The organism is Lysobacter sp. Root604 (assembly GCF_001427505.1).
Classification (GTDB): domain Bacteria; phylum Pseudomonadota; class Gammaproteobacteria; order Xanthomonadales; family Xanthomonadaceae; genus Lysobacter.
This window is the reverse complement of sequence record NZ_LMGS01000001.1, coordinates 1,441,531-1,465,150: the sequence shown is the minus strand read 5'-3', so window position 1 is coordinate 1,465,150 and position 23,620 is coordinate 1,441,531. Positions and strand designations below refer to the sequence as shown.

The 23,620-nt window shown below is 69.3% G+C and carries 18 protein-coding genes; 14 read left to right on the top strand and 4 right to left on the bottom strand.

Annotated elements, in window-relative coordinates:
* Positions 1-37 precede the first annotated feature (37 nt).
* Positions 38-694 (bottom strand): SH3 domain-containing protein, encoded by a 657-nt coding sequence (locus ASD69_RS06700; protein WP_056175380.1) that lies wholly within the window; start codon positions 692-694, stop codon positions 38-40.
* 308 nt (positions 695-1,002) lie between these two features.
* On the opposite strand from ASD69_RS06700, the gene ASD69_RS22345 reads away from it, so the two are divergent.
* Together ASD69_RS22345 and ASD69_RS06690 are read left to right on the top strand one after the other, a co-directional pair.
* The gene (locus ASD69_RS22345) at positions 1,003-2,073 is read left to right on the top strand and encodes a DUF5671 domain-containing protein (protein ID WP_200943945.1); all 1,071 of its coding nucleotides are present in this window, start codon (positions 1,003-1,005) and stop codon (positions 2,071-2,073) included.
* 112 nt (positions 2,074-2,185) lie between these two features.
* A complete protein-coding gene (locus tag ASD69_RS06690; protein WP_082576306.1) occupies positions 2,186-4,336 on the top strand; it encodes a TonB-dependent receptor in 2,151 nt (716 codons plus the stop codon).
* Between the two features lie 9 nt (positions 4,337-4,345).
* On the opposite strand, the gene ASD69_RS06685 is transcribed toward ASD69_RS06690, so the two are convergent.
* Positions 4,346-5,572 carry a hypothetical protein gene (locus tag ASD69_RS06685; protein WP_056175375.1) on the bottom strand — a complete coding sequence of 409 codons (1,227 nt, stop codon included), beginning with the start codon at positions 5,570-5,572 and terminating at the stop codon, positions 4,346-4,348.
* Positions 5,573-5,624: 52 nt separating this feature from the next.
* Positions 5,625-7,022 (bottom strand): GntP family permease, encoded by a 1,398-nt coding sequence (locus ASD69_RS06680; RefSeq protein ID WP_056175372.1) that lies wholly within the window; start codon positions 7,020-7,022, stop codon positions 5,625-5,627.
* Between the two features lie 220 nt (positions 7,023-7,242).
* Here ASD69_RS06680 and ASD69_RS06675 point away from each other — a divergent pair, with 220 nt between their 5' ends.
* From ASD69_RS06675 to ASD69_RS06665, 3 genes are all read left to right on the top strand, one after another.
* Complete coding sequence (locus tag ASD69_RS06675) at positions 7,243-9,444, top strand: TonB-dependent receptor (RefSeq protein ID WP_056175369.1); 2,202 nt, start codon at positions 7,243-7,245, stop codon at positions 9,442-9,444.
* Between the two features lie 366 nt (positions 9,445-9,810).
* Positions 9,811-13,170 (top strand): PAS-domain containing protein, encoded by a 3,360-nt coding sequence (locus ASD69_RS06670; protein ID WP_056175366.1) that lies wholly within the window; start codon positions 9,811-9,813, stop codon positions 13,168-13,170.
* A gap of 167 nt (positions 13,171-13,337) precedes the next feature.
* On the top strand, positions 13,338-13,637 hold the full coding sequence (locus ASD69_RS06665) for a hypothetical protein (RefSeq protein ID WP_056175364.1): 300 nt from the start codon (positions 13,338-13,340) through the stop codon (positions 13,635-13,637).
* 261 nt (positions 13,638-13,898) lie between these two features.
* Here the strand turns inward: ASD69_RS06665 and ASD69_RS06660 are convergent, their stop codons facing one another.
* A complete protein-coding gene (locus tag ASD69_RS06660; RefSeq protein WP_056175361.1) occupies positions 13,899-14,564 on the bottom strand; it encodes a response regulator transcription factor in 666 nt (221 codons plus the stop codon).
* A gap of 91 nt (positions 14,565-14,655) precedes the next feature.
* On the opposite strand from ASD69_RS06660, the gene ASD69_RS06655 reads away from it, so the two are divergent.
* From ASD69_RS06655 to ASD69_RS06615, 9 genes are all read left to right on the top strand, one after another.
* Positions 14,656-16,494, top strand: a complete 1,839-nt coding sequence (locus tag ASD69_RS06655; protein WP_082576305.1) for a 3-hydroxybutyrate oligomer hydrolase family protein — start codon at positions 14,656-14,658, stop codon at positions 16,492-16,494.
* Between the two features lie 284 nt (positions 16,495-16,778).
* Positions 16,779-17,393, top strand: a complete 615-nt coding sequence (locus tag ASD69_RS06650; RefSeq protein WP_056175358.1) for a CDP-alcohol phosphatidyltransferase family protein — start codon at positions 16,779-16,781, stop codon at positions 17,391-17,393.
* 127 nt (positions 17,394-17,520) lie between these two features.
* Positions 17,521-18,696 carry a class III poly(R)-hydroxyalkanoic acid synthase subunit PhaE gene (gene phaE, locus ASD69_RS06645; protein ID WP_082576304.1) on the top strand — a complete coding sequence of 392 codons (1,176 nt, stop codon included), beginning with the start codon at positions 17,521-17,523 and terminating at the stop codon, positions 18,694-18,696.
* A 1-nt stretch (position 18,697) separates the two neighbouring features.
* Positions 18,698-19,768: a class III poly(R)-hydroxyalkanoic acid synthase subunit PhaC gene (locus ASD69_RS06640; protein ID WP_056175356.1), complete on the top strand. Its 1,071-nt coding sequence runs from the start codon at positions 18,698-18,700 to the stop codon at positions 19,766-19,768.
* 287 nt (positions 19,769-20,055) lie between these two features.
* On the top strand, positions 20,056-20,778 hold the full coding sequence (locus tag ASD69_RS06635) for an SGNH/GDSL hydrolase family protein (RefSeq protein WP_056175353.1): 723 nt from the start codon (positions 20,056-20,058) through the stop codon (positions 20,776-20,778).
* A 7-nt stretch (positions 20,779-20,785) separates the two neighbouring features.
* Positions 20,786-21,175 (top strand): DUF5329 domain-containing protein, encoded by a 390-nt coding sequence (locus ASD69_RS06630; protein ID WP_056175350.1) that lies wholly within the window; start codon positions 20,786-20,788, stop codon positions 21,173-21,175.
* A 38-nt stretch (positions 21,176-21,213) separates the two neighbouring features.
* On the top strand, positions 21,214-21,420 hold the full coding sequence (locus ASD69_RS06625) for a PspC domain-containing protein (protein WP_056175347.1): 207 nt from the start codon (positions 21,214-21,216) through the stop codon (positions 21,418-21,420).
* Complete coding sequence (locus ASD69_RS06620; protein ID WP_056175342.1) at positions 21,387-21,860, top strand: hypothetical protein; 474 nt, start codon at positions 21,387-21,389, stop codon at positions 21,858-21,860. The genes ASD69_RS06625 and ASD69_RS06620 overlap by 34 nt, the downstream gene beginning before the upstream one ends.
* Before the next feature lie 408 nt (positions 21,861-22,268).
* The gene (locus ASD69_RS06615) at positions 22,269-23,612 is read left to right on the top strand and encodes a tetratricopeptide repeat protein (protein ID WP_162250618.1); all 1,344 of its coding nucleotides are present in this window, start codon (positions 22,269-22,271) and stop codon (positions 23,610-23,612) included.
* The last annotated feature ends 8 nt before the right edge of the window (positions 23,613-23,620 follow it).

Here is a 23,620-nt window from a genome sequence, read left to right as displayed (position 1 = left end):
CCGCTTTTCTTTTGCGCGTTCGCTGTGTCGTGTTCGCTCAAGGCCTGGGAGCGTCGTCCGCTGCGTTCGCATCGGCCGCCGCATGATCCTCGCTGTCGTCGCCGAGGCGGCCATCGCAGGTGGTCTCGATCAAGCCGCACAGGCCGCGGAACCAGGCGCGCTGCGGCGACTTGCGATCGCCGTAAGCGATCTGCGCCCACTCTCCCGAGCAGTCGCTGATGCCGATCGCGTCGTCGAGGCGGATCCAGTCGTCGCTGCGGATCGCCACCGGGCTGGTCGGATCGGGCCGTTCGAAGCCGACCTCGGTCTGCAGGGCGTAACCGACCTTCTTGCCGCTGACCCAGCCGCTGATCGGGGAGGCCCGATGGGCACCGCTGTCGGGGTCCGGTATCGACACGTTCGCGATGCGCACCCAGCCGTCGCGCGCCTCGACGATGGTGAATCCTACCGGGAGATGTCCTTCCAACTCGTCATCGGGCCCGGGCGGCTTCCAGCCCGGCAAGGTCGCGAGAATGGGGGCGTCGATCGAGGGGCCGGCGCGGACATTGAGACCCTTGGGATCGGTGTCCTTGGCATACGCATCGAGCTCGCAAGCCGGCTTGCGAGCCTCGCGCGCGCCGGCATCGGGCGCCGCCGTGGCGCCGCTCGCCAGCGCCAGCAAGACGGCCAGGGGGGCGATATGCGAGAGACTCATGCCGGTCTTCCTCCTCTACCAGGGAATTGCGCGCTAGCGAAACCTTAAACCGTCGAGTCGCTCCCGATTATGGGCCTGCGATTCGTACGGACTCAACGCGGACCGGGTTGGCGCGATTTCGCGCTGTCTTCGTCTCTGGGCAAGGGCGGTGGATGGCCTGCGCGCAGAATCGGGTGGAGGCCGGGGCCAGCGACGCAGCGTAGCGCCGTCGGTGCCCGCCGGTAGCGTAATGCTCGACCCCGACGATGGTCGCCGGGTGCCGCGGCGAAGCTGCTAGATTCGCCTCGTCCATATCGGGAGAGCGGGGCATGGCGGCGGGAACCCAGGAACTGGAGCTGTTCGTACGCGAGGCGCTGTTGCGCGGCCAGTCCAAGGAGGCGATCGCGCAGGCCTTGGGCCAGGCCGGTTGGACCGCCGAGCAGACGCGCGGCGTGCTCGACGCCTATGCCGACGTGGGCTTCGTGGTGCCGGTGCCGAAGCCGCGCGCCTCGCTGTCCGCGCGCGAGGCTTTCCTCTACCTGGTGCTGTTCGCGACCTTGTATTTCGTCGCCTTCAATCTGGGCAGCTTGCTGTTCGATCTGATCGATCATTGGCTGGCGGACCCCGTGGATCCGGCCCGCCAACTGATGCAGATGCGGGTGGGGCCGGAGCTTCACTGGTCGGTGGCGGCGGTCATCATCGCCTTCCCGGTGTTCGCCTTCGTGAGCGCTTATCTGGCGCGCGAAGTCGTGCGCTATCCGATCAAGCGGCTGTCGCCGGTGCGACGTTGGCTGACGTACCTGACCCTGTTCGTCGCCGCTTCCGTGCTGATCGGCGATATGACCGCGCTGGTCTACAACCTGCTCGACGGCGAACTCAGCCTGCGCTTCGTGCTCAAGGTGCTGGTGGTCGCGGCGATCGCGGGCACGGTGTTCGGCTATTACCTGCGCGATCTGCGGCGTGAGGAGACCGAGGGCCCTGGCGGGCGCGCGGTGGGACGCGGGCTGCTGTTCCTGACCGCTACGGTGATGGTCGCGGCGGTGGCGACGGCGCTGTGGATCACAGGCGGGCCGGGCACGCAGCGGCTGATCCGTCTGGATCAACGCCGCGTGCAGGATTTCAACGTCATCACTATCGCGGTGGCCGACTACGTGACCAAGCACGAACGTCTGCCGGCGGATCTGAAGACCCTGGCCGGGCAGCCCGGCATCAGTCTGGACTACGCCGATCCGGTCAATGGCGCGCCCTATGTCTACGAGCCGGGCACGGGTCTGGCCTATCGCTTGTGCGCCAATTTCGATACCGACACGGCTGTCGAGGGCAACGAAAATTGGTACGGGCGCGAGTGGCCGCATCCAGCCGGCAAGCACTGCTTCGATTTGAAGGGCGACAAGGAGTAGGCCGTCGTCGCCCAGCGCGGTCGATGGGAGCGCCGACAATGACGTGACGTCGTCGGCAGGCGCGGTCCGGACGGGATGGCATCATGCCCGCACCCGTTCGGATCGCAATCGCATGTCACTCCCCGTATCGGCCTCGGTTTGGGCACCTCCATACGCGCCACCGCAGCGCTTGGCGATAGCCTGCGCCCTGGCCTTGGGTGCGACGACCGCGCCGGCTTGGGCGCAGCAAGCCGACAGCGAGGCGCGCACCCTGGACACGGTCGAGGTGGTCGCGCCGCGGCGCCCTTTATCCACGTTCCCAGGCGCGGTCACCGCGATCGACGGCGACACCCTGCGTGCGGGCCAGCGTCAGGTGAACCTGTCCGAGGCCTTGGCGCGCGTGCCCGGCATCAGCGTGCTGGATCGCCAGAACTACGCCCAGGACCTGCAGATACAAAGCCGCGGCTTCGGCGCGCGTTCGACCTTCGGCATCCGCGGCATCCGCCTGGTCGTCGACGGCATTCCGGCCTCGGCCGCGGACGGGCAGGGGCAGGCGGCGAACTTTCCGTTGGATGCCTTGGACCGGATCGAAGTGCTGCGCGGCCCCCTGGCCCTGCAGTACGGCAACGCTGCCGGCGGCGCGATCGTGGCCGCGACCGATTTGGAGCGCCTGCGCGGCGCCAGCCTGCAGGCCTGGGGCGGCGATCACGGCAGCGCGCGTGCCAGCGCGGTCGCCGACGCGGTCAGCGACGACGGACGCTGGCGCGGCCGGGTCGGCGCCAGTTATTTTCAGACCGACGGCGAACGCGCGCACGCAGCCGCGCAACGCTCGCAGTTCGATGCCGTGGCCGAGTGGGCGCCGCGCGAGGGCGAACGCGTCCGCCTGGTGCTGAACTCGCTGTCGCAGCCCGACACCCAGGACCCGCTGGGCCTGGACCGCGCCGGCCTGCGCGCCGACGCGCATGGCACCGATGCGGTCGCGTCGTTGTTCGATACCCGCAAGCGCATCGAGAACCGTCAGGCCGGCCTGCGTTGGCAGCGCGATTACGCGCCGGGGCGCGAGGTCTGGATCGGCGGCTACCGCATCGAGCGCGACGTGCTGCAGTACCTTGCACTGCCGGTGGCGGCGCAGGCAGCGCCGGGCAGCGCCGGTGGCGTGATCGATCTGGGCCGCGGGTCGCTGGGCGTGGATGCCGGGCACCGCTGGCGCGGCGCACGCGGCGCGTTCGCGCTTGGGGTCGAGTGGGCGCGCCTGGACGAAGACCGGCGCGGCTACGAGAACTTCGTCGGCGACCGTCTGGGCGTGCGCGGCCGCCTGCGCCGCGACGAGCGCAACCGCATCTCCGACCGCGAGCTGTACGCGATCGGCGACTACGCACCGGCCCAGGACTGGACCGTGTTGGCGGCGCTGCGTCATGCGCGTCTGGCGTTCCGTTCCCGAGACCGCTACTTCGCGCCGGGCAACGGCGACGACAGCGGTGGCGCCGACTATCGGGAAACCTCGGCCGCGCTGGGCGTGGCGCGCGCGTTCGGCCGCGGCGAGGCCTTCGCCAGCGTCGGTCGCGGCTTCGAGACGCCGACCGCGACCGAACTGGCCTATCGTGCCGACGGCAGTGCCGGCTTCAATCGCGAATTGCGCCCGGCGCGCTACGACAGCGCCGAGCTCGGTCTGCGCTGGCGCTACGCCGGCGGCCGCGTCAGCGTGGCCGCGTATCGGGTCGAGGGCGAGCACGAGATCGTGCCCGCCGACAGCCGTGGCGGCCGCGCTAGTTTCGCCAACGCCGGGCGCACCCGTCGCGACGGCCTGGAGCTGGGGCTGGAGGGCGCGTGGGGCGCGCAGTGGCGTTACGCGCTGGCCGTGAACTGGATCGATGCGCGCTTCGAGCAGAGTTACAGCTATCGCGTGCAGGGCGCCACGCGCACGGTCGCCGCCGGCAATCGGGTGCCGGGCGTGCCGCGCGCGGATGGGTACGCAGAGATCGTCTGGCGTTCGCGCGACGGCGTCTTCGATGCAGCCCTGGAAGGCCGTTTCAGCGACCGCATCGCGGTCGACGACCGCAATACCGACAGCGTCGCCGGCAACGCGCGCTACGGGCTGCGCCTGGACTGGCGTCCGCGCAACGCGCGCGGTTGGCGCGGCTTCGCGCGCGTGGACAATTTGTTCGATCGCGACTACGTGGGCTCGGTGATCGTCAACGAGGGCAACGCGCGCTACTTCGAGCCCGGTGCGGGCCGCGGATTCACCCTGGGCCTGGCCTGGGACGCGGTGCCGCGCGCCGACTGAGCGCGCCGCTCAGGCCAGCCAGCGCAGCAGCTGAGGGTAGACGCCGGCGTCGCCGAGCAGCTCCAGGTGATGCACGCCGTAGGCGATGCGCTGGCGCGTCTTCGGAATACGCAGATCGAAGGCGCGATCCTCGTGCCAGCCCAGCGCGCTTGCGACCGGCACCAGACCGTCGCCCTTGGGCAGTTCGTCCCCGTCGCTGGGCCGGGCGGTGGTGCTAGCAGCGATCGCATAACAAAGCGGGCCCTTGGGCAGCGGCGACGGTAGCCGGCCGTCCTCGCGCCCGTCGCCATCGCGGTCGCGCCAATCCTCGTCGCGCACGTTGCCGTGGCGCAGGTCCTGGATGCCGGCGCTGCGCACCTTGCCCAAGCGCGCGAACGGCGCGGTGTAGGGGCTCAGCGCGATCAGCGCGTCGACCCAACTTCCCGCGCGCTCCAATGGCGCGCCCTGGTGCGGCGTGCCCAGGAAGACCAGCCGGTCCAGGCGCGCCAGCCAGGTTTGCCGCTGCTCCTGCGCGGCGACGCAGGCGCTGCGCGCGACCAGCCCGCCCATGCTGTGGCAGAGGATGCTCAGGCGTTCGACCGGCACCGGCCACTGCATCAGCAACTGCTCCATCAGCGCGGCGAACTCGCGCCCGTTGCTGGAGATGCGGCGGCCGCTGTTGTAGTGCAGGTACAGCGGCGTATAGCCCAGGTCATGCGCGAGTGCGGCGCCATGATCGTGGCCGTTGTAGCGCCACTGCAGATCGTTCATGCACAGGCCGTGGACCAGCACCAGCAGCTTGCCGCCGGCCTCCGGCACGGCGTCGGCGAGGGCGTCGCGACGCAGCGTCAGCGCATGGCCGTCGTGGCGCAGGCGCATCTCGATCGCGAGCGGGTTGCCGGTGGCGTCGAGATGATCGCCGAGCACACCGTTGAGCGCGGCGACCACGGCCTCGCGCTGCGGCGGCGGGCGCACCACGTCCAGCAACGGCGCGAGTTTGGCGAAGGCCAGATCGAGTCCGTCGCCGACGAAGCGGGTCACCCCGCGCACGCTGCGGTAGACCAGGCCTGCGATGCCGGGCGCCGGGCCCGCCGCGGGCTTGCCGAGCACGCCCGGCAAGGCGCTGATGTTGGCGTGCATGGCCTCGACCAGGTCGGTAACGCCGGTGATCGCGTCGATGGTCAGGCGCTGCATGCCGCGCATATCGTGGCCGTTACGCGCGCGCCGGCGATCGGGTGCGGAGGTGGTGGGCGGCATAGCGGCCTGCGGTCGGGACGGATGCGGCCAGCCTACAACAGACGCGAGCGCCTCAGACCAGCCCGGTCGAGTAGTACAGGGCGATCACCACGAACACCGCCAGTGTCTTGACCAGGGTGATCGCGAAGATGTCCTTGTAGGCTTGGCGATGGCTGAGTCCGGTCACCGCCAGCAGGGTGATCACCGCGCCGTTGTGGGGCAGGGTATCCATGCCGCCGGAGGCCATGGCCGCGACCCGGTGCAGCACTTCCATCGGGATGCCGGCCGCGTTGGCGTTGGCGATGAAGGTCTCCGACATCGCGGCCAGGGCGATGCTCATGCCGCCCGAGGCCGAGCCGGTGATGCCGGCCAGCGCGGTCACGGTTACGGCTTCGTTGACCAGCGGGTTCGGGATCGAACCCAGCGCATTGGCGACGATCAGGAAGCCGGGCAGCGCCGCGATCACCGCGCCGAAGCCGTACTCCGACGCGGTGTTCATGGCCGCGAGCAGGGCGCCGCCGATCGCCGACTTGGTGCCCTCGGCGAAGCTGGCCATCACCGGCTTCCAGGCGAAGGCCAGCACGCTGAGAATGCCGATCAGCAGGGCGCCTTCGACGGCCCAGATCGCCGCGACCTTGGCCACGTCCTGCACCACCGGTGCGGTGTTGCCGATCACTGCCGGGTCGAAGCTGTGGCTGGCGCCGTAGTAGGCCGGGATCCATGCGGTCAGCAGCTTGTTGGACACGCCCACCAGCAGCAGCGGCAGGATCGCCAGCGCGGGATTGGCGAGCTTGCCGCCGACGAAGGGCGCGGGCTCGTTGAGCAATTGCTCGCCGTAGCCTTCGCCGGCCTTGAGCGCGCTGCGCCGGCGCCAGTTCAAATAGCTCAGGCCCAGGATCAGGATGAACACGCCGCCCAAGGTGCCCAGCCAGGGCGCGGCCCAGGCGTTGGTGCCGAAGAACGAAGCCGGAATGATGTTCTGGATCTGCGGCGTGCCCGGCAGCGCGTCCATGGTGAAGGTGAATGCGCCCAGGGCGATGGTGCCGGGGATCAGACGCTTGGGGATGTCGCTCTGGCGGAACAGCTCCGCCGCGAACGGATACACCGCGAACACCACCACGAACAGCGACACGCCGCCGTAGGTCAGCAGCGCGCACACCACCACGATCGACAGCATCGCGCGCTCGCGCCCGAGCAGGCGGATGGTCGCGGCCACGATGGCCTTGGAGAAGCCGGACAGCTCGATCAATTTGCCGAAGATCGCGCCTAGCAGGAACACCGGGAAGTACAGTTTGAGGAAGCCGACCATCTTGTCCATGAACAGGCCGGTGAACATCGGCGCGACCAGGGCCGGATCGGTCAGCAGCACCGCGCCCAGCGCCGCCACCGGCGCGAACAGGATCACGCTGTAGCCGCGGTAGGCCACGAACATCAGGAAGCACAACGCGGCCAGCACGATCAGAAAATCCATTGAACAGCCCCAATCCCGTCCGCGGGCGGAGGCCCACGCGTAAGGGCGCAGTGTCCGCATCGCGGCGGCGCAGGGGCATTGTCCGAAGGTACAGCTGCCGCCCGCGGCGGCCGCCTCCTAGTCTGTGCCGCATGACGGGAATGCCCGTCCGCCGCCTGTCGGGTCGTACCGCCGCCGGCGTCACCTTGGGGAGGAGAACATCGTGATCGCACGCACCACCATGAGCCGTCGCAGTCTGAGTCTGGCCATCGCCTGCGCCCTGTTGGCGCCGACGGCCTGGGCCCAGGACGCCGCGCCCGCCGCCGAAGGCGACCAGGCCAAGACCCTGGGCTCGGTCACCGTCACCGCGCGCAAGCGCGAGGAGACGCTGCAGGAGGTGCCGGTCGCGGTCACCGCATTCACCGCCGATTCGCTGGACCGCCTCAACGTCGAGGACCTCAGCGATCTCGACGCGCAGGTGCCGAACCTGACCATCTACGCCGCGCGCGGCTCCAGCAGCACCATCACCGCCTACATCCGCGGCGTCGGCCAGTCCGATCCGCTGTGGGGCGTGGATCCGGGCGTGGGCATCTACATGGACGACGTCTACATCGCCCGGCCGCAGGGCGCTCTGCTGGATGTGCTCGATGTCGACCGCATCGAAGTGCTGCGCGGTCCGCAGGGCACGCTGTACGGCAAGAACACCATCGGCGGCGCGATCAAGTACATCTCGCGCGGCCTGCCGACCTCGTTCGACGGCTTCGCCTCGGTGACGGTGGGCAACTACAACCAGCTCGACGTCAAGGCCGCGATCGGCGGCCCGATCGGCGGCGACGACGCCCTTCGCGGCCGCATCGCGGTGGCCAGCCTCAACCGCGACGGCTTCGGCAAGAACGTGGTGACCGGCGCCGAAGTCAGCGACAAGGAAATCCTGGCCCTGCGCGGCCAGCTCGGCGCCTACGTCAACGACGACCTCAACATCCAGTTCGCGTTCGACTGGATGGACGACCAGTCCGGCGTGCGCGGCGCCAAGATGCTGGCCGCGAACCGCTTCGCCCCGGGCACACAGCCGCTGGACAGCCGCTACGACGTGCGCAACGGCATGCCCAACGTCAACGACACCACCATCAAGGGCGCCTCGGCGACGGTCAATTGGAACGCCAACGAGAACTGGGCGTTCAAGTACGTGCTGGCCAAGCGCGAGTCCGACACCGAGACCAACATCGACTTCGACACCCTGCAGAACAAGATCGCCGACGTGAAGGCGTTCTACAGCGATCAGCAGGTCAGCCACGAGCTGCAGGCCAACTACGACGGCGGCGGCCGCGCGCGCGGCGTGATGGGTATCTACGCCTTCGACGGCGAGGCCGGTGGCCAGGTCCTCAACAACTTCTTCAATCTCTCCTTCGGCGACACCCAGGGCGTGGTCTACACCAAGAGCATCGCCGCCTACGCCGACTGGACCTTCGATCTGACCGACCGCCTCAAGCTGGACGTGGGCGTGCGCTACACCGACGAGGACAAGCGCGCCAAGGTGCTCAACCGCGGCTACCGCGATGCGACCTTCACCACGCCCAACGGCCTGGTCGCGGCCAGTTTCGACAAGCGCATCGGTTTCAAGAACACCTCGCCCAAGGTCTCGCTGGACTACCAGCTCACGCCCGACATCCTGCTGTACGGCCTGGCCACGCGCGGCTTCAAGTCCGGCGGCTACAACATCCGCGCCCAGGCCACCGCGGTGCCGCGCTCGGCCGAGCCGTTCGACGACGAGGTCGTCGACAGCTACGAGATCGGCAGCAAGATGTCGTTCCTGGACCAGACCATGTTCCTGAACCTGGCCTACTTCCATAACAAGTACAAGGACATCCAGCTGTCGGTGTTCACCGCCTACGACAGCAACGGCGACGGCAGCAACGATGCCTTCTTCGGCGACTTCACCAACGCCGGCTCGGGCACGGTCGACGGCCTGGAAGTCGAGTACCAGTGGCTGCCGAACCAGAACTGGCTGATCTCCGGCAACCTGGCCTGGCTGGACGCCAAGTACGACGAGTTCCTGTATGCCGGCGTCAATATCGCCAAGGAACAGGAATTCACCAATGCGCCGGAGTTCTCCGGTGCGCTCAACGTCGAGTACCGCACCGATCTGTCCAGCGGCGGCAACCTCGCCGCGCGCGTGGGCTACAGCTACCAGAGCGACGTGGTCGCGACCACCGAGATCGTGCGCACCGGTGCGGTGCCGATCACCCAGGACGGTTACGGCCTGATCAACGCCGGCGTGACCTGGAAGAGCGGCGGTCCGTGGACGGTGTCGCTGCAGGGCACCAACCTGGCCGACAAGGAATACCGCACCACCGGTTACAGCCTGAACTCGGCGCTGGGCGTGTTCACCGGCTTCTACGGCGCGCCGCGTCAGTACACGCTGTCGGTGCGCTACGACTTCTGATCGGCGGCGACGGCGGAGCGGATGCGTCCGCGCCGCCGTCGCAGGCCAAGGGGAGGGCTGTGGTTCGCGGTCGGGCGCCCGTCTGGGGAGACCGGGCGCCCGATCGCGGCTCACGCCGCTCCCACAGGAGGCGAGCCTCCGGCTTCGTCCAGCAGTCGCGATCGGCGCAGCTTTCGGTGGGAAAACCGGAAACCGCGTTCGCACAGCTTTCCGTGGGAACAACGCAAGCCGCGTTCATGCCGCTTTCTGTGGGAGCGGCGTAAGCCGCGATCCTCATCCCCAGCGAAGTGGCATCGCCGTCGTGCCGCGTTCCGGTCCCGGTCGCGGCCTACGTTATCCTCGCCCGATGCCGTCGCGCGCCCGCCCATGCTGAGCCTCACCGCCGTCGCCCTGGCCAGCGTGGCCTGGCTGGCGCTGATGTTCGGCACCGCGCTCTACGCTGAGCGCCGGCCGACGGTGCTGGCGCGACACTGGCGGCATATCTATTCGCTGTCGCTGGCGGTGCACTGCACCTCCTGGACCTTCTACGGCACCGTGACCCAGGCCGCGCGCTACGGCTGGCCGCTGCCGCCGACCTTCCTGGGATCGATCCTGCTGTACGCGCTCGCGGTCGGCTTCATGATGAAGCTGGTGCGGCTGGCGCGCGAAACCAACGCGACCTCGCTGGCCGACCTGATCGCCACGCGCCTGGGGAAGGACGCGTGGCTGGCCGCGACGGTGACATTGATCGCCGCGCTGGGCCTGATTCCCTACATCGCGCTGCAGCTCAAGGCCGTGGCGATGAGCTTCGCTATGCTGACCACGCGCTCGCCCGACGCGGCGGCGTCGCCGGCCTGGCAGGACAGCGCGCTCTACGTCGCATTGGCGATGGCCTTGTTCGCGATGCTGTTCGGCACCCGCCGCGCCAGCGCCGCCGAACACAACCGCGGCCTGGTGCTGGCGATGGCGTTCGAATCGGTGTTCAAGCTCGCGGCGATGCTGTCGCTGGGCCTGTTCGTCTGGTTCGGCCTGGACGCGCCCACCGCCGCGGCCGCGCCGCCGCCGCCGGCGGATCCGGCCGGCGGGTTCGCGCCGCTGGTGCTGCTGGGCGCGTTGGCGATGTTCATCCTGCCGCACCAGTTCCACGTCGGCGTGGTCGAATGCCGCGACGAGCGCGACGTGCGCACCGCGCGCTGGCAGTTCCCGCTGTACCTGGTGCTGATCGCGCTGCCGGTGCTGCCGCTGGCCAAGGCGGGCCAGGCGCTGCTGGGCGGCAGCGGCGTGCCCTCGGATCTGTACGTGCTGGCGCTGCCCTTGTCGCAAGGGCACGAGGGCCTGGCCTTGTTCGCCTTCCTCGGCGGACTCAGCGCGGCCACCGGCATGGTCGTGGTCAGCACGCTGACCCTGAGCCTGATGATCGGCAACCACTGGTTCGCGCCGGGCCTGCTGCGCGGCCTGTGGTCGCGCAACGACGGCAGCGATCTGCGCGGCCATGTGCTGGCCCTGCGCCGCAGCGGCATCGTGGCGATCATGCTGCTGGCCTGGGCGTATAGCCGCCTGATCGCCGGCAGCGAGGCGCTGGCCGACGTCGGCGCGGTCTCGTTCTCGGCGTTGGCGACGCTGGCGCCGGCCTTGGGCTTCGCGGTCTGGCGCCCGCAGACGCCGCCGCGCGCGGCGGTGATCGGTGTGCTGCTGGGTTTCGCCGCCTGGGCCTGGGTGTTGTTGCTGCCGATGATGCTGGCGGCACGCGGCGCGAACCCCGGTTGGCTGGACACCGGGCCGTTCGGAATCGCCTGGTTGTCGCCGGACGGCTTGTTCGGGCTAACCGGCTGGAGCCGGCTGGGGCGCGCGGTCGGCGCCAGCCTGTTCGTGGGCACGCTGGCGACAGTGATCGCGGCGGTGTGGCGGCGCGAGACCCCGCGACGCGCGCAGCGCGGCCTGGACGTGCAGACCCTGCGCGACACCGGCCTGCGTTTCCTGCCGCGCGAGCGCGTCGCGCAATTGCTGCAGGGCGTGCCCACGGGCGAGGCGGTGGCCGCGCAGATCGAGGACCGGGTCGAGCGCGAACTGGCCGCGGTGCTGGGCTCGGCCTCGGCGCGGGTCTTGCTGGACGCCGCGCGCCGCGACACCGGCCGTGACCTGGATACGGTCGCGGCCATCGTCGGCGAGGCCTCGGCCGACCTGCGTTTCAATCAGCGCGTGCTGGAAGCGGCGTTGCAGAACATGAGCCAGGGCATCAGCGTGGTCGATGCGCAACTGTGCCTGGTGGCCTGGAACCGGCGCTACGCCGAGCTGTTCGATTTCCCGCCCGAACTGCTGCAAGTCGGGCGCCCGATCGCCGAGCTGTCGCGCTGGGCCCTGCAGCGCATGCCACCATCGGGACGGCCCTTGCAGGGCCAGTTGGAGCGCGCCCTGGAGCGGCGGCTGGCGTTCATGCGCGCGGGCACGCCGCATCTGTCCGAGCGCGTGCTGCCCGACGGCAGCATCGTCGAGATCCGCGGCAATCCCATGCCGGGCGGCGGCTTCGTCGCCACCTTCACCGACGTCACCGCGTTCCGCCGCGCCGAGGCCGGGCTGATCCAGGCCAACGAAACCCTGGAGCAGCGCGTGATCGAACGCACCGCCGACCTGGAGATCGCCAAGGGCGAGGCCGAGCGCGCCAACGAGGCCAAGAGCCGCTTCCTCGCCGCGATCGGCCACGACCTGATGCAGCCGCTGCATGCCGCGCAACTGTTCGCCGACGCCCTGTCGCAGCAGGTGCAGGGTGCGCAACAGCGCGAGACCGTGGCCCAGATCAGCGGCGCGCTGGATTCCACCGGCGATCTGCTCACCGGCCTGCTCGACATGTCGCGCCTGCAAGCCGGTGGCCTGGTGCCGCAGCCGCGCGAATTTCCGCTGGCCGAGGTGCTGGAACCGCTGGCCTCCGAGTTCGGCGCGATCGCGGCCGCGCGCGGGCTGCGCTTCCGTTTCGTCGCCAGCGACGCCTGGATCCACAGCGACCCGCAGCTGCTGCGACGCGTGCTGCAGAACTTCCTAGCCAACGCGGTGCGCTACGCCATCCAGGGCAGCGTGCTGCTGGGCGTGCGCCGCGACGGCGCGCATCTGCGCATCGAAGTCCACGACACCGGCCCGGGCATCGCCCTGGAACACCAGACCGCGATCTTCGAGGAGTTCCGCCGCGGCGAAGACGCGCCCGGCCAGGGCCTGGGACTGGGCTTGTCGATCGCCGACCGCATCGCCCAGCTGCTGGACGCGCCGCTGAGCTTGCGCAGCCACCTCGGCCGCGGCACGGCGTTCGCGGTACGGGTGGCGCGCGTGCCCGCGCGTGGCGCGCATGCGGGCGCGCACCGCGCACGCGGCGGCCGCGCCGGCTTGCGCGTGCTCGCGGTCGACAACGACGCGCAGGCGCTGGCGGCCCTGGCCGATCTGCTGCGGCGCTGGGGCTTCGAGGTCGCGACCGCATCCGATGGCGCGCAGGCGCAGCGCGCGATGAACGACGATCCGGCCTCGCTGTGGCTGTTCGACTACCACCTCGACGAGGGCGACACCGGCGTCGCCCTGGCCGAGCGCCTGGGCGCCGCGTTCGGGCCGCGGCCGACCCTGATCCTCAGCGCCGACAGCGGCGAGTCGGTGCGTCGCGCGGTGCACGAGGCAGGCTTGTCGCTGCTGACCAAGCCGCTCAAGCCCTTGGCGCTGAAGTCGGTGCTGGACCGCATGCTGGCCGCGCGGGAGTTGGAGATCGGCTAGCCACGCCAGGCGCGATGATGCGCTGCGCAACGGCGCCAGCGTGAATGCGCGGGTTTCCTTGCGCTGCGTCGAGGAATCGCGTGCGGCGCGCGCAGCGGCTTTGCCTGCGGCGCGCCACGGGGTAGGGTGCGAGGGGCAGGGGGTTCGCGTTTCAAAGGAGAGGAACGATGAAGACCACGGCTTCCGTGTGTTCGCTTGCGCTGGCGTTGGGTGTCGGCTTGTTTTCGGCCTTGCCCGCGCAGGCGTCGTGCCAGAGCATCTGTGTGCGCCTGTACAACATCTGCCTGGCCAGCGGCGAATCGCCGGCCGCGTGCGAAGCCGAACGCGCGGCGTGTTTCGCCGACTGCGGATCCGGCGGCGGCGCCAAGGCGCTGAGCTTGCAGACGCATAAGCACAGCTGCGAGACGGCGAAACGGACTCAGTGCGAGTACCGCGCGCCGCAGCGCTTGCGGCTGAGCGCTAGCTGATCCAGGCGCGAGCACAGGCTGTGCACCGGGGGCGACGTCCATCGGCGTCGCTCCCATCGCGGGCACCGCTCCCCTTTCTGTGGGAGCGGCGTAAGCCGCGATCGCGAAGCCTCGACGACGACGGAAGATCGCATTCGCCCGCATTGGCGTGGAGCGCGCAGATGCGACGTCGAGCGTGCGTGGTCGCGGCGTCAGGGGGTAGCGCTATCGCGGCTTACGCCGATCCCACAGGCAGCGGCGGAAAACGTAGACGATTGACGCTCAATCCGCGATCTGTCGCGCCGGGTCGCTGAGTTCTAGCTCGCGCAGCACCACGCCGGCCTGGGTGCGGTTGCGCACGCCCAGGCGGTCGAAGATCGCCGACAGGTGGGCCTTGACCGTGCGTTCCTGCACATCCAGGCGATCGGCGATCTGTTTGTTGAGCAGGCCATCGGCGACGAGAGTCAGCACGCGGAACTGCTGCGGCGACAGGCTGGCCAGGCGCGCGGCCAGGTCGGCGTCGGCGCTGGCGCTGTCGGTGCGCGCGACCGCCGCGCGTAGCGAGGCCGGCAGCCATTGCTCGCAGGCAAGCACGGCGCGGATCGCATCGCGCAATTCGTCCAGGCCCGCGCTCTTGGGCAGATAGCCGGCCGCGCCATGGTCGAGCGCGCGCCGCACCACGCGCGGATCGTCGTTGGCCGACACCACCACCACCGCCACGCCGGGGTATTGGGCGCGGATCGCGGCCAGCCCGGCCAGGCCATGATTGCCGGGCATGTGCAGGTCCAGCAGGACCAGGTCGATGCCGGGCTCGGCGTCCAGCGCGGCCAGCACGCCGTCCAGGGTGTCGGTTTCGCGCACCTGGGTGTCGGCCACCGCATCGGCGGCGGCCTGGCGCAGGGCGGCGCGGAACAGCGGGTGGTCGTCGGCGATCAGCAAAGTGGGCATCGTCGCTAGCCTAGCGCACCCAGGCGCGGACACGGGCGGGCCTGTACGAAAGTACGATGAGGGCGAGGCGGCGGCTTGCTACGCTCGCGGGATGAATCCGCCCACCCTGCGTATCGCCGCGGCCTGCGCCGCGCTCGTCGTTCCCTTCGTGCTCGCCGCCTGTGCCGGCGGCGCGCGCCTGTCCAAGGAGTCCGCGCCGATGTTCACCGCGCAACGCGTCAGCGAGCATCGCGGCGACGACGACCTGCTCACCGCCGGCCTCGGCCTGGCCGGTCTGCGCGCGCTGGCGCCGCCGGCGTTCGCTCGGCCCGAAGCGCCCAGCGTCGCCGAACTGCGCCGTCGCGCGATCTGGGCCAACTGGCGCGGCATCGCCGATCTCGCGCCCGGCGGCGGCTACGGCGAGCTCTACGGCAGCACCGCGACCGTGCCCGGCCGCGAGTTCAGCGCGTTGGCGACCGTGCCCGGCGCGAGCAAGCCGCATCGCGTGCTGGTGCAGGTGCCGGATGCGTTCGACGCCGGCAAGCGCTGCGTGGTGGTGGCGGCGTCCTCGGGCTCGCGCGGCATCTACGGCGCGATCTCGGTCGCCGCGGCCTGGGGCCTGCCCAAGGGCTGCGCGATCGCCTACACCGACAAGGGCACCGGCACCGACTACTTCGATCTGGATGCGGGCGAGGGCGTGCGCGCCGACGGCACGGTCGGCGCGCGCGACGCAGGTCTGGCGTTCCCGGCCGATGCGCCGGTCGGCGCCACCGGCATTGCCTTCAAGCATGCGCATTCCACCGACAATCCCGAGGCCGACTGGGGCCGTCACGTCAAACAGGCCGCGCAGTTCGCGCTGCAGGCGCTGGACGAGGCCCTGCCGCAATCGGCGCCGTTCACTTTCGCCAATACGCGGGTGATCGCGGTCGGCGTCTCCAACGGCGGCGGTGCGGTGCTGCGCGCGGCCGAGCTGGAAGGCGACTGGTTGGATGCGGTGGTCGCCGGCGAACCCAGCGTGCTCGCCGAAGGCGGCCGCGCGCTTTACGACTACACCACCGAGGCCGCGCTGCTGATGCCTTGCGCGCTGCTGGATCCCGCGCTGGGCCCGCTGCCGCAGCCGCCGCTGGCCGCGCAGGTCGCACCGCTGTGGACCCAGCGCTGCGCTTCGCTCAAGGCCGCCGGTCTGGTCGAGGGCAACGATACCGCCGCGCAGGCGCGCTCGGCGCACGCGCAACTCAAGGCCCAGGGTTGGACCGACGAGGCCTTGCGCGCGGGCGCGCTGTCGGTGGGCTTCGACCTGTGGCGCGCGGTCGCGGTCGCCTACGCTTCGGCCTACGGGCGCTATCGGGTCGGCGAGCATCCCTGCGGTTATTCCTACGCTGCGCTGAATCCGGATTTCAGCGCGCGTGCCGCCACCGTGGTCGAACGCGCGGCCTGGTGGTCCGACGCCAGCGGCATTCCGCCGGGCGCGGGCGTGGCCATCGTCGACAGCCGCATGCAGTTGCCCGATCCGAGTTTCGCCGGCCTGCAGTGCCTGCGCGGCCTGTGGCAGGGGCAGGGCGCCGACGCCGAGCGCGTGCGCAAGGGCGTGGCCGAAACCCGTGCCGGGTTGCCGCGCGCCGGCCTGCCGGTGCTGGTGATCCACGGCCGCGACGACGGCCTGATCCCGCCGGCGTTCACCAGCGCGCCCTATGTGCGCCAGGCCCAGGCGGCCGGGCGCGAGGTGCGTTACTGGCAGGTGCGCAACGCGCAGCACTTCGACGCCTTCCTTGGCTTGCCCGACTACGGCGCGCGTTATCTGCCGCTGCTGCCTTACGTGTACGAGGCGCTGGACCGCGTGTCCGCGCGTCTGGACGCGGGCACGCCGCTGCCGGCCGACGCGATCATCGACACCACGCCGCGTGGCGCCGGCAAGCCGGTATCGGCAGCCCATCTGGCGATACCGCGCTGACGGCCGAGGTCGGGGCGAGGCCGCGCGGGCAAGGGCGATCCGGGGCGCGATCGCCCGCGCGCGCCATCACCTCGTCGCTGCAAGCGCCGCTGCAAGCTAGGGCGTTGGATGGTCGCGACGATCGGCGTCCGCGACACGCGCCGGCGGGGACGCGCGCGCGGTAGCGGTGCGCCTCGAACCGATGGCGGCCATCCGTCAAGCGCTTGCCTGCGCAGCTCCGGCTTGGCAGGCTGTGACTTTCCATCACCGATCGCCGCACGCGGCGCCCGGCTCAGGAGCGCCGCATGAAGCGCCATTTTTCGATGCTCCGCGATTTTCATCTCGCGGACTGGTTCACCCTCGCCAACGCCTTCTGCGGCACCGGCGCGATCTTCGCCGCGATGCGCTTCCTGCAGGAGGGCGGCGTGCGCGACCTGATGATCGGCATGGCCTTGATCCCGCTGGCCTTCATCTTCGACGCCCTGGACGGCCGGGTCGCGCGTTGGCGCAAATCCTCGTCCACGCTGGGCCGCGAACTGGATTCGCTGGCCGACGTGATTTCCTTCGGCGTCGCGCCGGCCGCGCTGGCCTACGCCTGCGGCCTGCAAGGCGGCTGGGACTGGGCGGTGCTGAGCTACTTCGTCGGCTGCGGCGTGAGCCGCCTGGCGCGCTACAACGTCACCGCCGAGGCGCTCGCGGGCGACGACGATAAGGTCAAGTATTTCGAAGGCACGCCGATCCCGACCAGCCTGCTGCTGGTGGTGGTGCTGGCGGTTGCGGCCTGGCAGGGCGCGATCGGCCACGACTTGTGGTTCGGCGTGGTCCAGCTGGGGCCGTGGCAGTTCCATCCGCTGGTGCTGATGTTCGCGCTGTCGGGTTCGCTGATGATCAGCAAGACCCTGCGCATCCCCAAGCCCTGAGCGCGCGATTCCGTCGCCCGAGCTCCCACACGCACGGGTACGGAACGGCCCGATCCTGTGCCGCCCGGCACAGGCTGACGCGACGCAACATCGCGTTGTTATGATCGGACCAAACTTGGAGGATGCGATGGCCAATCACGGATTCGGCTCCGGCGGCGGTTTCAAGCCGGGCGGCTTTGGACAGGACGGTTTCGGACAGGGCGACTTCGACGCCGTCGCGCGCCAGTACTGGAACGCCTGGGGCGAAATGATGCGCGGCGTGCAGGCGCCGGCGGCGACCACCGCCCCGGGCTGGAACGAGGCCGTGCAGTGGTGGTCGCAGTTGGCCCAGGGCGGCCGCAGCGAGGCCAACGAGGCGCTGGAGCGCTTCAATTCGCAGGCGCGCGGCTGGTTCGGACAGATGCAGCAACTGGCCGCGCAGTTCGCCGGCCGCGACGCCTCGGCCGGCGACGTCGCCCAGGCCTGGAAGCAGGCGCTGGGCGGCAGCGGCGCCAATCCCTTCGCCGACGTGTTCGGCAGCATGCGCGGCCCCGGCCAGAACGATCTCTCGCAGTGGCTGGAACAGGCCGCGCCCTATCTGCAGCAGTGGCAGCGCGACGGCCAGTCCTGGCTGGGGATGCCGGCGTTCGGTTTCGCGCGCGAGCATCAGGAGCGCTTGCAGGCGCTGGCGCTGGCGCATTCGAATTACCAGCAGCAAAGCCAGGCTTACAACGCGCTGATGGCCGAAGCCGGGCAGAACGCGTTCGCGCGCTTCGAGGACAAGCTGGCCGAGCGCAGCGAGCCGGGCCGGCAGTTGCAGTCGGCGCGTGCCTTGTTCGATCTGTGGATCGACGCGGCCGAAGACGCCTACGCCGAGATCGCGCTGTCGCCGCGTTTCCGCGATGCCTACGCGGCCTTGGTCAATTCGCAGATGAAGCTGCGCGGCGCGATCCAGACCGAAGTCGAGCACGCGACCGGCAGCTTCGGTATTCCCACCCGCACCGAGATCGACGCCGCGCACCGCAAGATCGTGCAGTTGGAACGCGAAGTGCGCCGACTGCGCGACGCCATCCAGGCCGCGCCCGCGCGCGCGGTGCCGCGCACGAGCGAGCCGGCGGCCAACGACGCCACGCCGGCTAAGCCCGCGCCTGCGCCTGCGCGGAAGCCGGCCGCCGCGAAACCGGCCAGTGCCAAGAAGGCGGCCGCCAAGAAATCCGCGATCGCGCGCCCGCAACCGCCGACGCGCCCGGTCGCGACCAAGGCCGCCGCCAAGCAGGCCAGCAAGCCGACCAAATTAAGCAAGCCAGGCAAGGGAGCGCGCTGACATGACCGGCCCCATCCAGTTCACTCCCGAATCGCTGGCGCAGGAAGCGATGCGCACCCAGGCCAAGCTGCGTGCGGGCCTGGACACGCTGCGCGAACTCGACGACGTCGAATACGGCGCGACCCGCAAGGAAGAAGTCTGGCGCGACGGCAAGGTCGCGCTGTACCGCTACCGCGGCGAGACCGCGCCCACCGCCAAGGTGCCGCTGCTGATTGCCTACGCTCTGGTCAATCGGCCTTACATGGTCGATCTGCAGTCGGACAAATCGATCGTGCGCGGCCTGCTGGAACGCGGCGAGGACGTGTACATCCTCGACTGGGGCTATCCGGACCGTTCCGACCGCTACCTCGAGCTCGAGGACTACATCCAGCGCTTCCTCGGCGGCGCGGTGGACTACCTGCGCGGCGCCTACCGCATGGAGTCGATCAACCTGCTCGGCATCTGCCAGGGCGGCGCGTTCTCGCTGTGCTACTCGGCCTTGAATCCGAGCAAGGTCCGCAACTTCATCGCCATGGTCACGCCGGTGGATTTCCACACCAGCGACAACATGCTGTCGAACTGGACCCGCAATCTCGACGTCGATCAGTTCGTCGACACCCTGGGCAATGTGCCGGCCGACTTGATGAACTGGTGCTACCTCACGCTCAAGCCCTGGCGGCTGTTCGTGCAGAAGTACGTGGGGCTGGTCGATATCCTCGACGACAAGAGGGCGCTGGAGGATTTCCTGCGCATGGAGAAGTGGATCTTCGACTCGCCGGACCAGGCCGGCGAAGCCTTCCGCCAATTCATCAAGCAGTTCTACCAGGGCAACGGCTTCGTCAAGGGCGGCATCGACATCGGCGGACGCGCGGTCGACCTGGGCTATCTGGACATGCCGGTGCTGAACATCTACGCCGAGCAGGACCACCTGGTCCCGCCGGACGCCTCGCGCGCGCTGCGCGGGCTGGTCGGCACCACCGACTACACCGAGCTCTCGTTCAAGGGCGGCCACATCGGCATCTACGTCTCCAGCCGCGCGCAGCGCGAAGTGCCCAGCGCGATCCACGATTGGCTGGAGCAGCGCTCGCGCTGACCCACCTTGCCTCCCCCTTTGAAAAAGGGGGATTGAGGGGGTTTGCTTTAGCCCCGCCGCAGCCGCGCCACCGATAGCTTGCCAACCCCACCAGCAACGTTGAGGAAGCGGCGCACCGCTTAGGAGCGCCGCACCATCCCAACAGCCGCTGTTCCTCCCCCTTTGAAAAAGGGGGATTGAGGGGGATTTGCTTTTAACCCCCGCCGCAGCCGCGCCCCGCCTACACGCGCCACATCATCGCCGCAGCACGCTAGGCTAGGCCCTGGTCCGTCGAGAGCCGCCCGCGTATGCGCCGTCTGCTAGTCCCGCTGCTGCTGATCCTGCTCGCCGCCTGCCGCGCTACCGCTCCGGCCGCCGCGGCCGCGAGCGCACCCGCGCCAGCAACGCCCGCACCCGCGACACCTGTCGCGCCCAACGACTGGGCCCGTTTCGAACCCGACATCGCCGCTTTCGAAGCCGAGGACAGCCGCGTGCGCCGCATTCCGGGCGCGGTGGTGTTCGTCGGCAGTTCCTCGTTCCGCCTGTGGACCACGCTGCACGAGGACCTGCCCGGCATCGTCGCGATCAACCGCGGTTACGGCGGTTCGCGCGTGTACGACTCGGTCCACTACGCCGACCGCATCGTGACCCCGTACCAGCCTCGCGCGGTGGTGTTCTACGCCGGCGACAACGACCTGCAGGAAGGGCGCACGCCGCAAGAGGTCGCCCAGGATTTCGCGGCCTTCGTCCAGCGCGTGCGCGCGGCGCAGCCTGGCCTGCCGATCGCCTTCGTCTCGATCAAACCCAGTCCGGTGCGCGCGCATCTGCTGCCGCAGGTGCGCACCGCCAACCTGCTGATCCGCGACTACGCCGCCCGCGACCAAGTCGCCTATCTGGACGTCTACACCCCCATGCTCGATGCCAAGGCCCAGCCGCGCGAGGACTTATTCGTGGCCGACCGCCTGCACATGAACGAAAAGGGCTATGCGATCTGGGCGAACGTGATCGGTCCCTGGGTGCGTGGGTTGTAATACCCGCATGAACTCACGCCTCGCCGCCTTATTGTTGCCGTTGCTGGCCGTCGCCTCGACCGCTCACGCCGCGCCGCCGCCCCAGGCCGAACGCGAGATCGAACAGCTGATCGCGACCCTGGCGCGTTCGGGCTGCCAGTTCCAGCGCAACGGCAGCTGGTACGACGCCGCCCAGGCCCAGGCCCACCTGCGCAAGAAGTACGCCTACCTGCGCAAACGCGACATGGTCGCCAGCGCCGAGCAGTTCATCGAGCGCGCCGCCAGCGAAAGCAGCATGAGCGGCCGCGCCTACCAGATCCGCTGCGGCGCCGCCGCGGCGACGCCGTCGGCCACCTGGCTGCGCGCGCGCCTGAACGAAATTCGCGCCAAACCGGCCGCCACGCCGCCTTCGCGCTGAGGCGCTAAACTGCGGGCGTCGCCGCCAGGAGCAGCCGCATGAGCCAAGCATCGCGACCCTTCGTCCGTTCGCGTCACGACCGCATGATCGCCGGCGTGGTCGGCGGCATCGCCCGGCGCTTCGGCTGGAACGCGACCCTGCTGCGCGCGATCTACGTGATCGTGTCGATCGCGTCGGTCGCATTCCCCGGCATCCTGGTCTACCTGATCCTATGGCTGCTGATGCCGGAAGAGGGCAGCGCCTGAGCCCGTTGCTGCGCAGCGCCGGGCGCGCGCTCGGCATCGTCTGGGCGTCGCCGGTGAGCCTGCTCGGCCTGATCGCCGGCGCGGTCGGCATGGCGCGCGGCGCGCACGTGCATCTGCGCCGGCGCGATTTGGCGCTGGTGTTCCACCGCTGGCCCTGGGGGCCGGGCGGCGCGATCACCCTGGGCAATGTGATCCTGCATACCGGCGACAGCCTGGATTCGCCCTGCGCGACCTACGCCCATCGCGCCGGCCACGGCGACGAGGCCGAGATCCAGCTCGCCGACCACGAGCGCGCGCATGTCTACCAGTACATGGTGCTGGGCGCGCTGTTTCTGCCGCTGTACCTGCTATGCGGCGGAGTCAGCGTGCGCAATCCCTTCGAGCGCGCGGCCGACCGCTACGCCCAGACCGGGCGCGGCTGGTGGCCCTGGGGCGCGTAACACGCGCGCATCACGGAAATTTGACTGTGGCCTAACGGCGCCGCGTTTAGGATCGCAGCGTCGGAGAAAAATCTACGGACGCGAGTCCGATGCAACCGCTCCGACACGGAAGGCCCAGCCACCCGAGGGAAACCTCGAAGCCTGGGCCTTCTCATTTGTGGTTCGATCCCCTGTACATCTAATCCATGCGTATCGAAGCAACAAACGGTGCGCGGAACGTGCCTTGGTTTGCGGGGCGTGCGCTCGGCCTGGTGGTGAGATGACTCGACCAGTAGAGAAGCGACCGCCGCTGGCATAATCGCGATAAGACGGTGACGAGAGATCATCGGATCCAAGGCGCAGGGGACTAAATTGATGCTGAGACAGTTTGTAGTGGGCATAGGCGCGCTAGCGACGCTATGCGCGGGTTTGGCGCTGGCCAGCGACTTGGGCGCCCCGATCTCGGCGGAACCGCAGTCGTCGGCTGGCGATTCGTCCACCGGCAAGTTGTATACCAGCCCTCAAACCGCCGAGGCGTTGACGCGCGCGCTTGGGTCGCTGGACGCCTGGGAAGGTGACTCGCAAGATCTAAGCCGTGCTCGGCGCGCGCTGGAGGACGTGCTGAGGCGCGATCCTGAATCCGCCGGAGGCCATCGTGCAATCGCGCGGTACCACATCATGCGCGGATACCTAAGCGGTGAACGCTATGAGCCCGCTGCTCTGGACATGGCCGAGCGCTCGCTCGACAAGGCGATCGAACTTGCGCCGGAGTACGCCGACGCCTATGTGCTGAGGGGTAATCTCTATTATTTGATGAAGCGTCCGGCCGCTGCGCGTCAGGCTTTGGACAAGGCGGAGGCCTTGGGCTCGCGCAGCCCCTGGCTCTATCTCAACCGTGCTGATCTGATGCAGTCCGAGGGCCGATACGACGAGGCAACGGCTTTGTATCAATCGATAGCGGACAAGAAGACCGCGAGCCCCAAGGAGCGCGGCGCCGCGTATGGCGGTTTGATCGGCGTCCACTATCGAGCCGGTCGCTACGATGAAGTGGATCGCGCCTACCAGGCATCGCTCGCACTGATGCCGAAATCTGCCTGGGAGCATGGCAATTACGCGGCTTTCCTACTTTGCAGCAAGGACGACTACGAGGCTGCCATCGCTCAGTACAGACAGGCGCTAGCGCTAATGAGCTATGGCGCCGCGCGCGAGGGCCTGCAGGCCTCGCTGCAACGTAAATGGGTGGCGCAGGTACTCGAAGGGAGCGACCAGGAAGCTCTTGTCACGCGTTCCGAAATGGGAGCCGCGAGTGGCGACCGATCCACCGCCGTCTTGGCCGATGTCTGCAAGGTTGGCCCGACGGTCGGCCCTCGGATCCGCGCCGGTTACAAGGTCGCCTCGCTGAAAGCCTTGTCGCCAGCCGAGGCGATCCGTTTGGCCGCCGGAGCGCCGGAGGGCGAGCTCGTGGAAGGAGTATTCGAGTTCGAGGTCATAGGGACCGGGCGTGATCAGGGGGATACCTTTCTCAATTCCCAGGCCGATTATCGCGATCCCGCAACACTCACGGTGCGCATGGGCCGGCGCGCGGCGGATGGGTTTCGAGCCAAGTACCGCTTCGATCCCGATCTGGATCTGCGCGGCAAACGCATCCAGGTGGCCGCAGGCGTCATGCGAGTGAAGATATCGATGTTGAAAGACGGCATTCGTACGGGGCAGTTCTACTACCAAACTCAAGTACTGGTGGGCGATGCCAGCCAGATCGTCGTAGTGGAGTAGGGGCCGGC

Bases quoted from the DNA above. Each gene is read 5' to 3' on its own strand.
- ASD69_RS06700 (WP_056175380.1), bottom strand. From the start codon at position 694: ATGAGTCTCTCGCATATCGCCCCCCTGGCCGTCTTGCTGGCGCTGGCG.
- ASD69_RS22345 (WP_200943945.1), top strand. From the start codon at position 1,003: ATGGCGGCGGGAACCCAGGAACTGGAGCTGTTCGTACGCGAGGCGCTG.
- ASD69_RS06690 (WP_082576306.1), top strand. From the start codon at position 2,186: ATGTCACTCCCCGTATCGGCCTCGGTTTGGGCACCTCCATACGCGCCA.
- ASD69_RS06685 (WP_056175375.1), bottom strand. From the start codon at position 5,572: ATGCCGCCCACCACCTCCGCACCCGATCGCCGGCGCGCGCGTAACGGC.
- ASD69_RS06680 (WP_056175372.1), bottom strand. From the start codon at position 7,022: ATGGATTTTCTGATCGTGCTGGCCGCGTTGTGCTTCCTGATGTTCGTG.
- ASD69_RS06675 (WP_056175369.1), top strand. From the start codon at position 7,243: ATGAGCCGTCGCAGTCTGAGTCTGGCCATCGCCTGCGCCCTGTTGGCG.
- ASD69_RS06670 (WP_056175366.1), top strand. From the start codon at position 9,811: ATGCTGAGCCTCACCGCCGTCGCCCTGGCCAGCGTGGCCTGGCTGGCG.
- ASD69_RS06665 (WP_056175364.1), top strand. From the start codon at position 13,338: ATGAAGACCACGGCTTCCGTGTGTTCGCTTGCGCTGGCGTTGGGTGTC.
- ASD69_RS06660 (WP_056175361.1), bottom strand. From the start codon at position 14,564: ATGCCCACTTTGCTGATCGCCGACGACCACCCGCTGTTCCGCGCCGCC.
- ASD69_RS06655 (WP_082576305.1), top strand. From the start codon at position 14,656: ATGAATCCGCCCACCCTGCGTATCGCCGCGGCCTGCGCCGCGCTCGTC.
- ASD69_RS06650 (WP_056175358.1), top strand. From the start codon at position 16,779: ATGAAGCGCCATTTTTCGATGCTCCGCGATTTTCATCTCGCGGACTGG.
- phaE (WP_082576304.1), top strand. From the start codon at position 17,521: ATGGCCAATCACGGATTCGGCTCCGGCGGCGGTTTCAAGCCGGGCGGC.
- ASD69_RS06640 (WP_056175356.1), top strand. From the start codon at position 18,698: ATGACCGGCCCCATCCAGTTCACTCCCGAATCGCTGGCGCAGGAAGCG.
- ASD69_RS06635 (WP_056175353.1), top strand. From the start codon at position 20,056: ATGCGCCGTCTGCTAGTCCCGCTGCTGCTGATCCTGCTCGCCGCCTGC.
- ASD69_RS06630 (WP_056175350.1), top strand. From the start codon at position 20,786: ATGAACTCACGCCTCGCCGCCTTATTGTTGCCGTTGCTGGCCGTCGCC.
- ASD69_RS06625 (WP_056175347.1), top strand. From the start codon at position 21,214: ATGAGCCAAGCATCGCGACCCTTCGTCCGTTCGCGTCACGACCGCATG.
- ASD69_RS06620 (WP_056175342.1), top strand. From the start codon at position 21,387: ATGGCTGCTGATGCCGGAAGAGGGCAGCGCCTGAGCCCGTTGCTGCGC.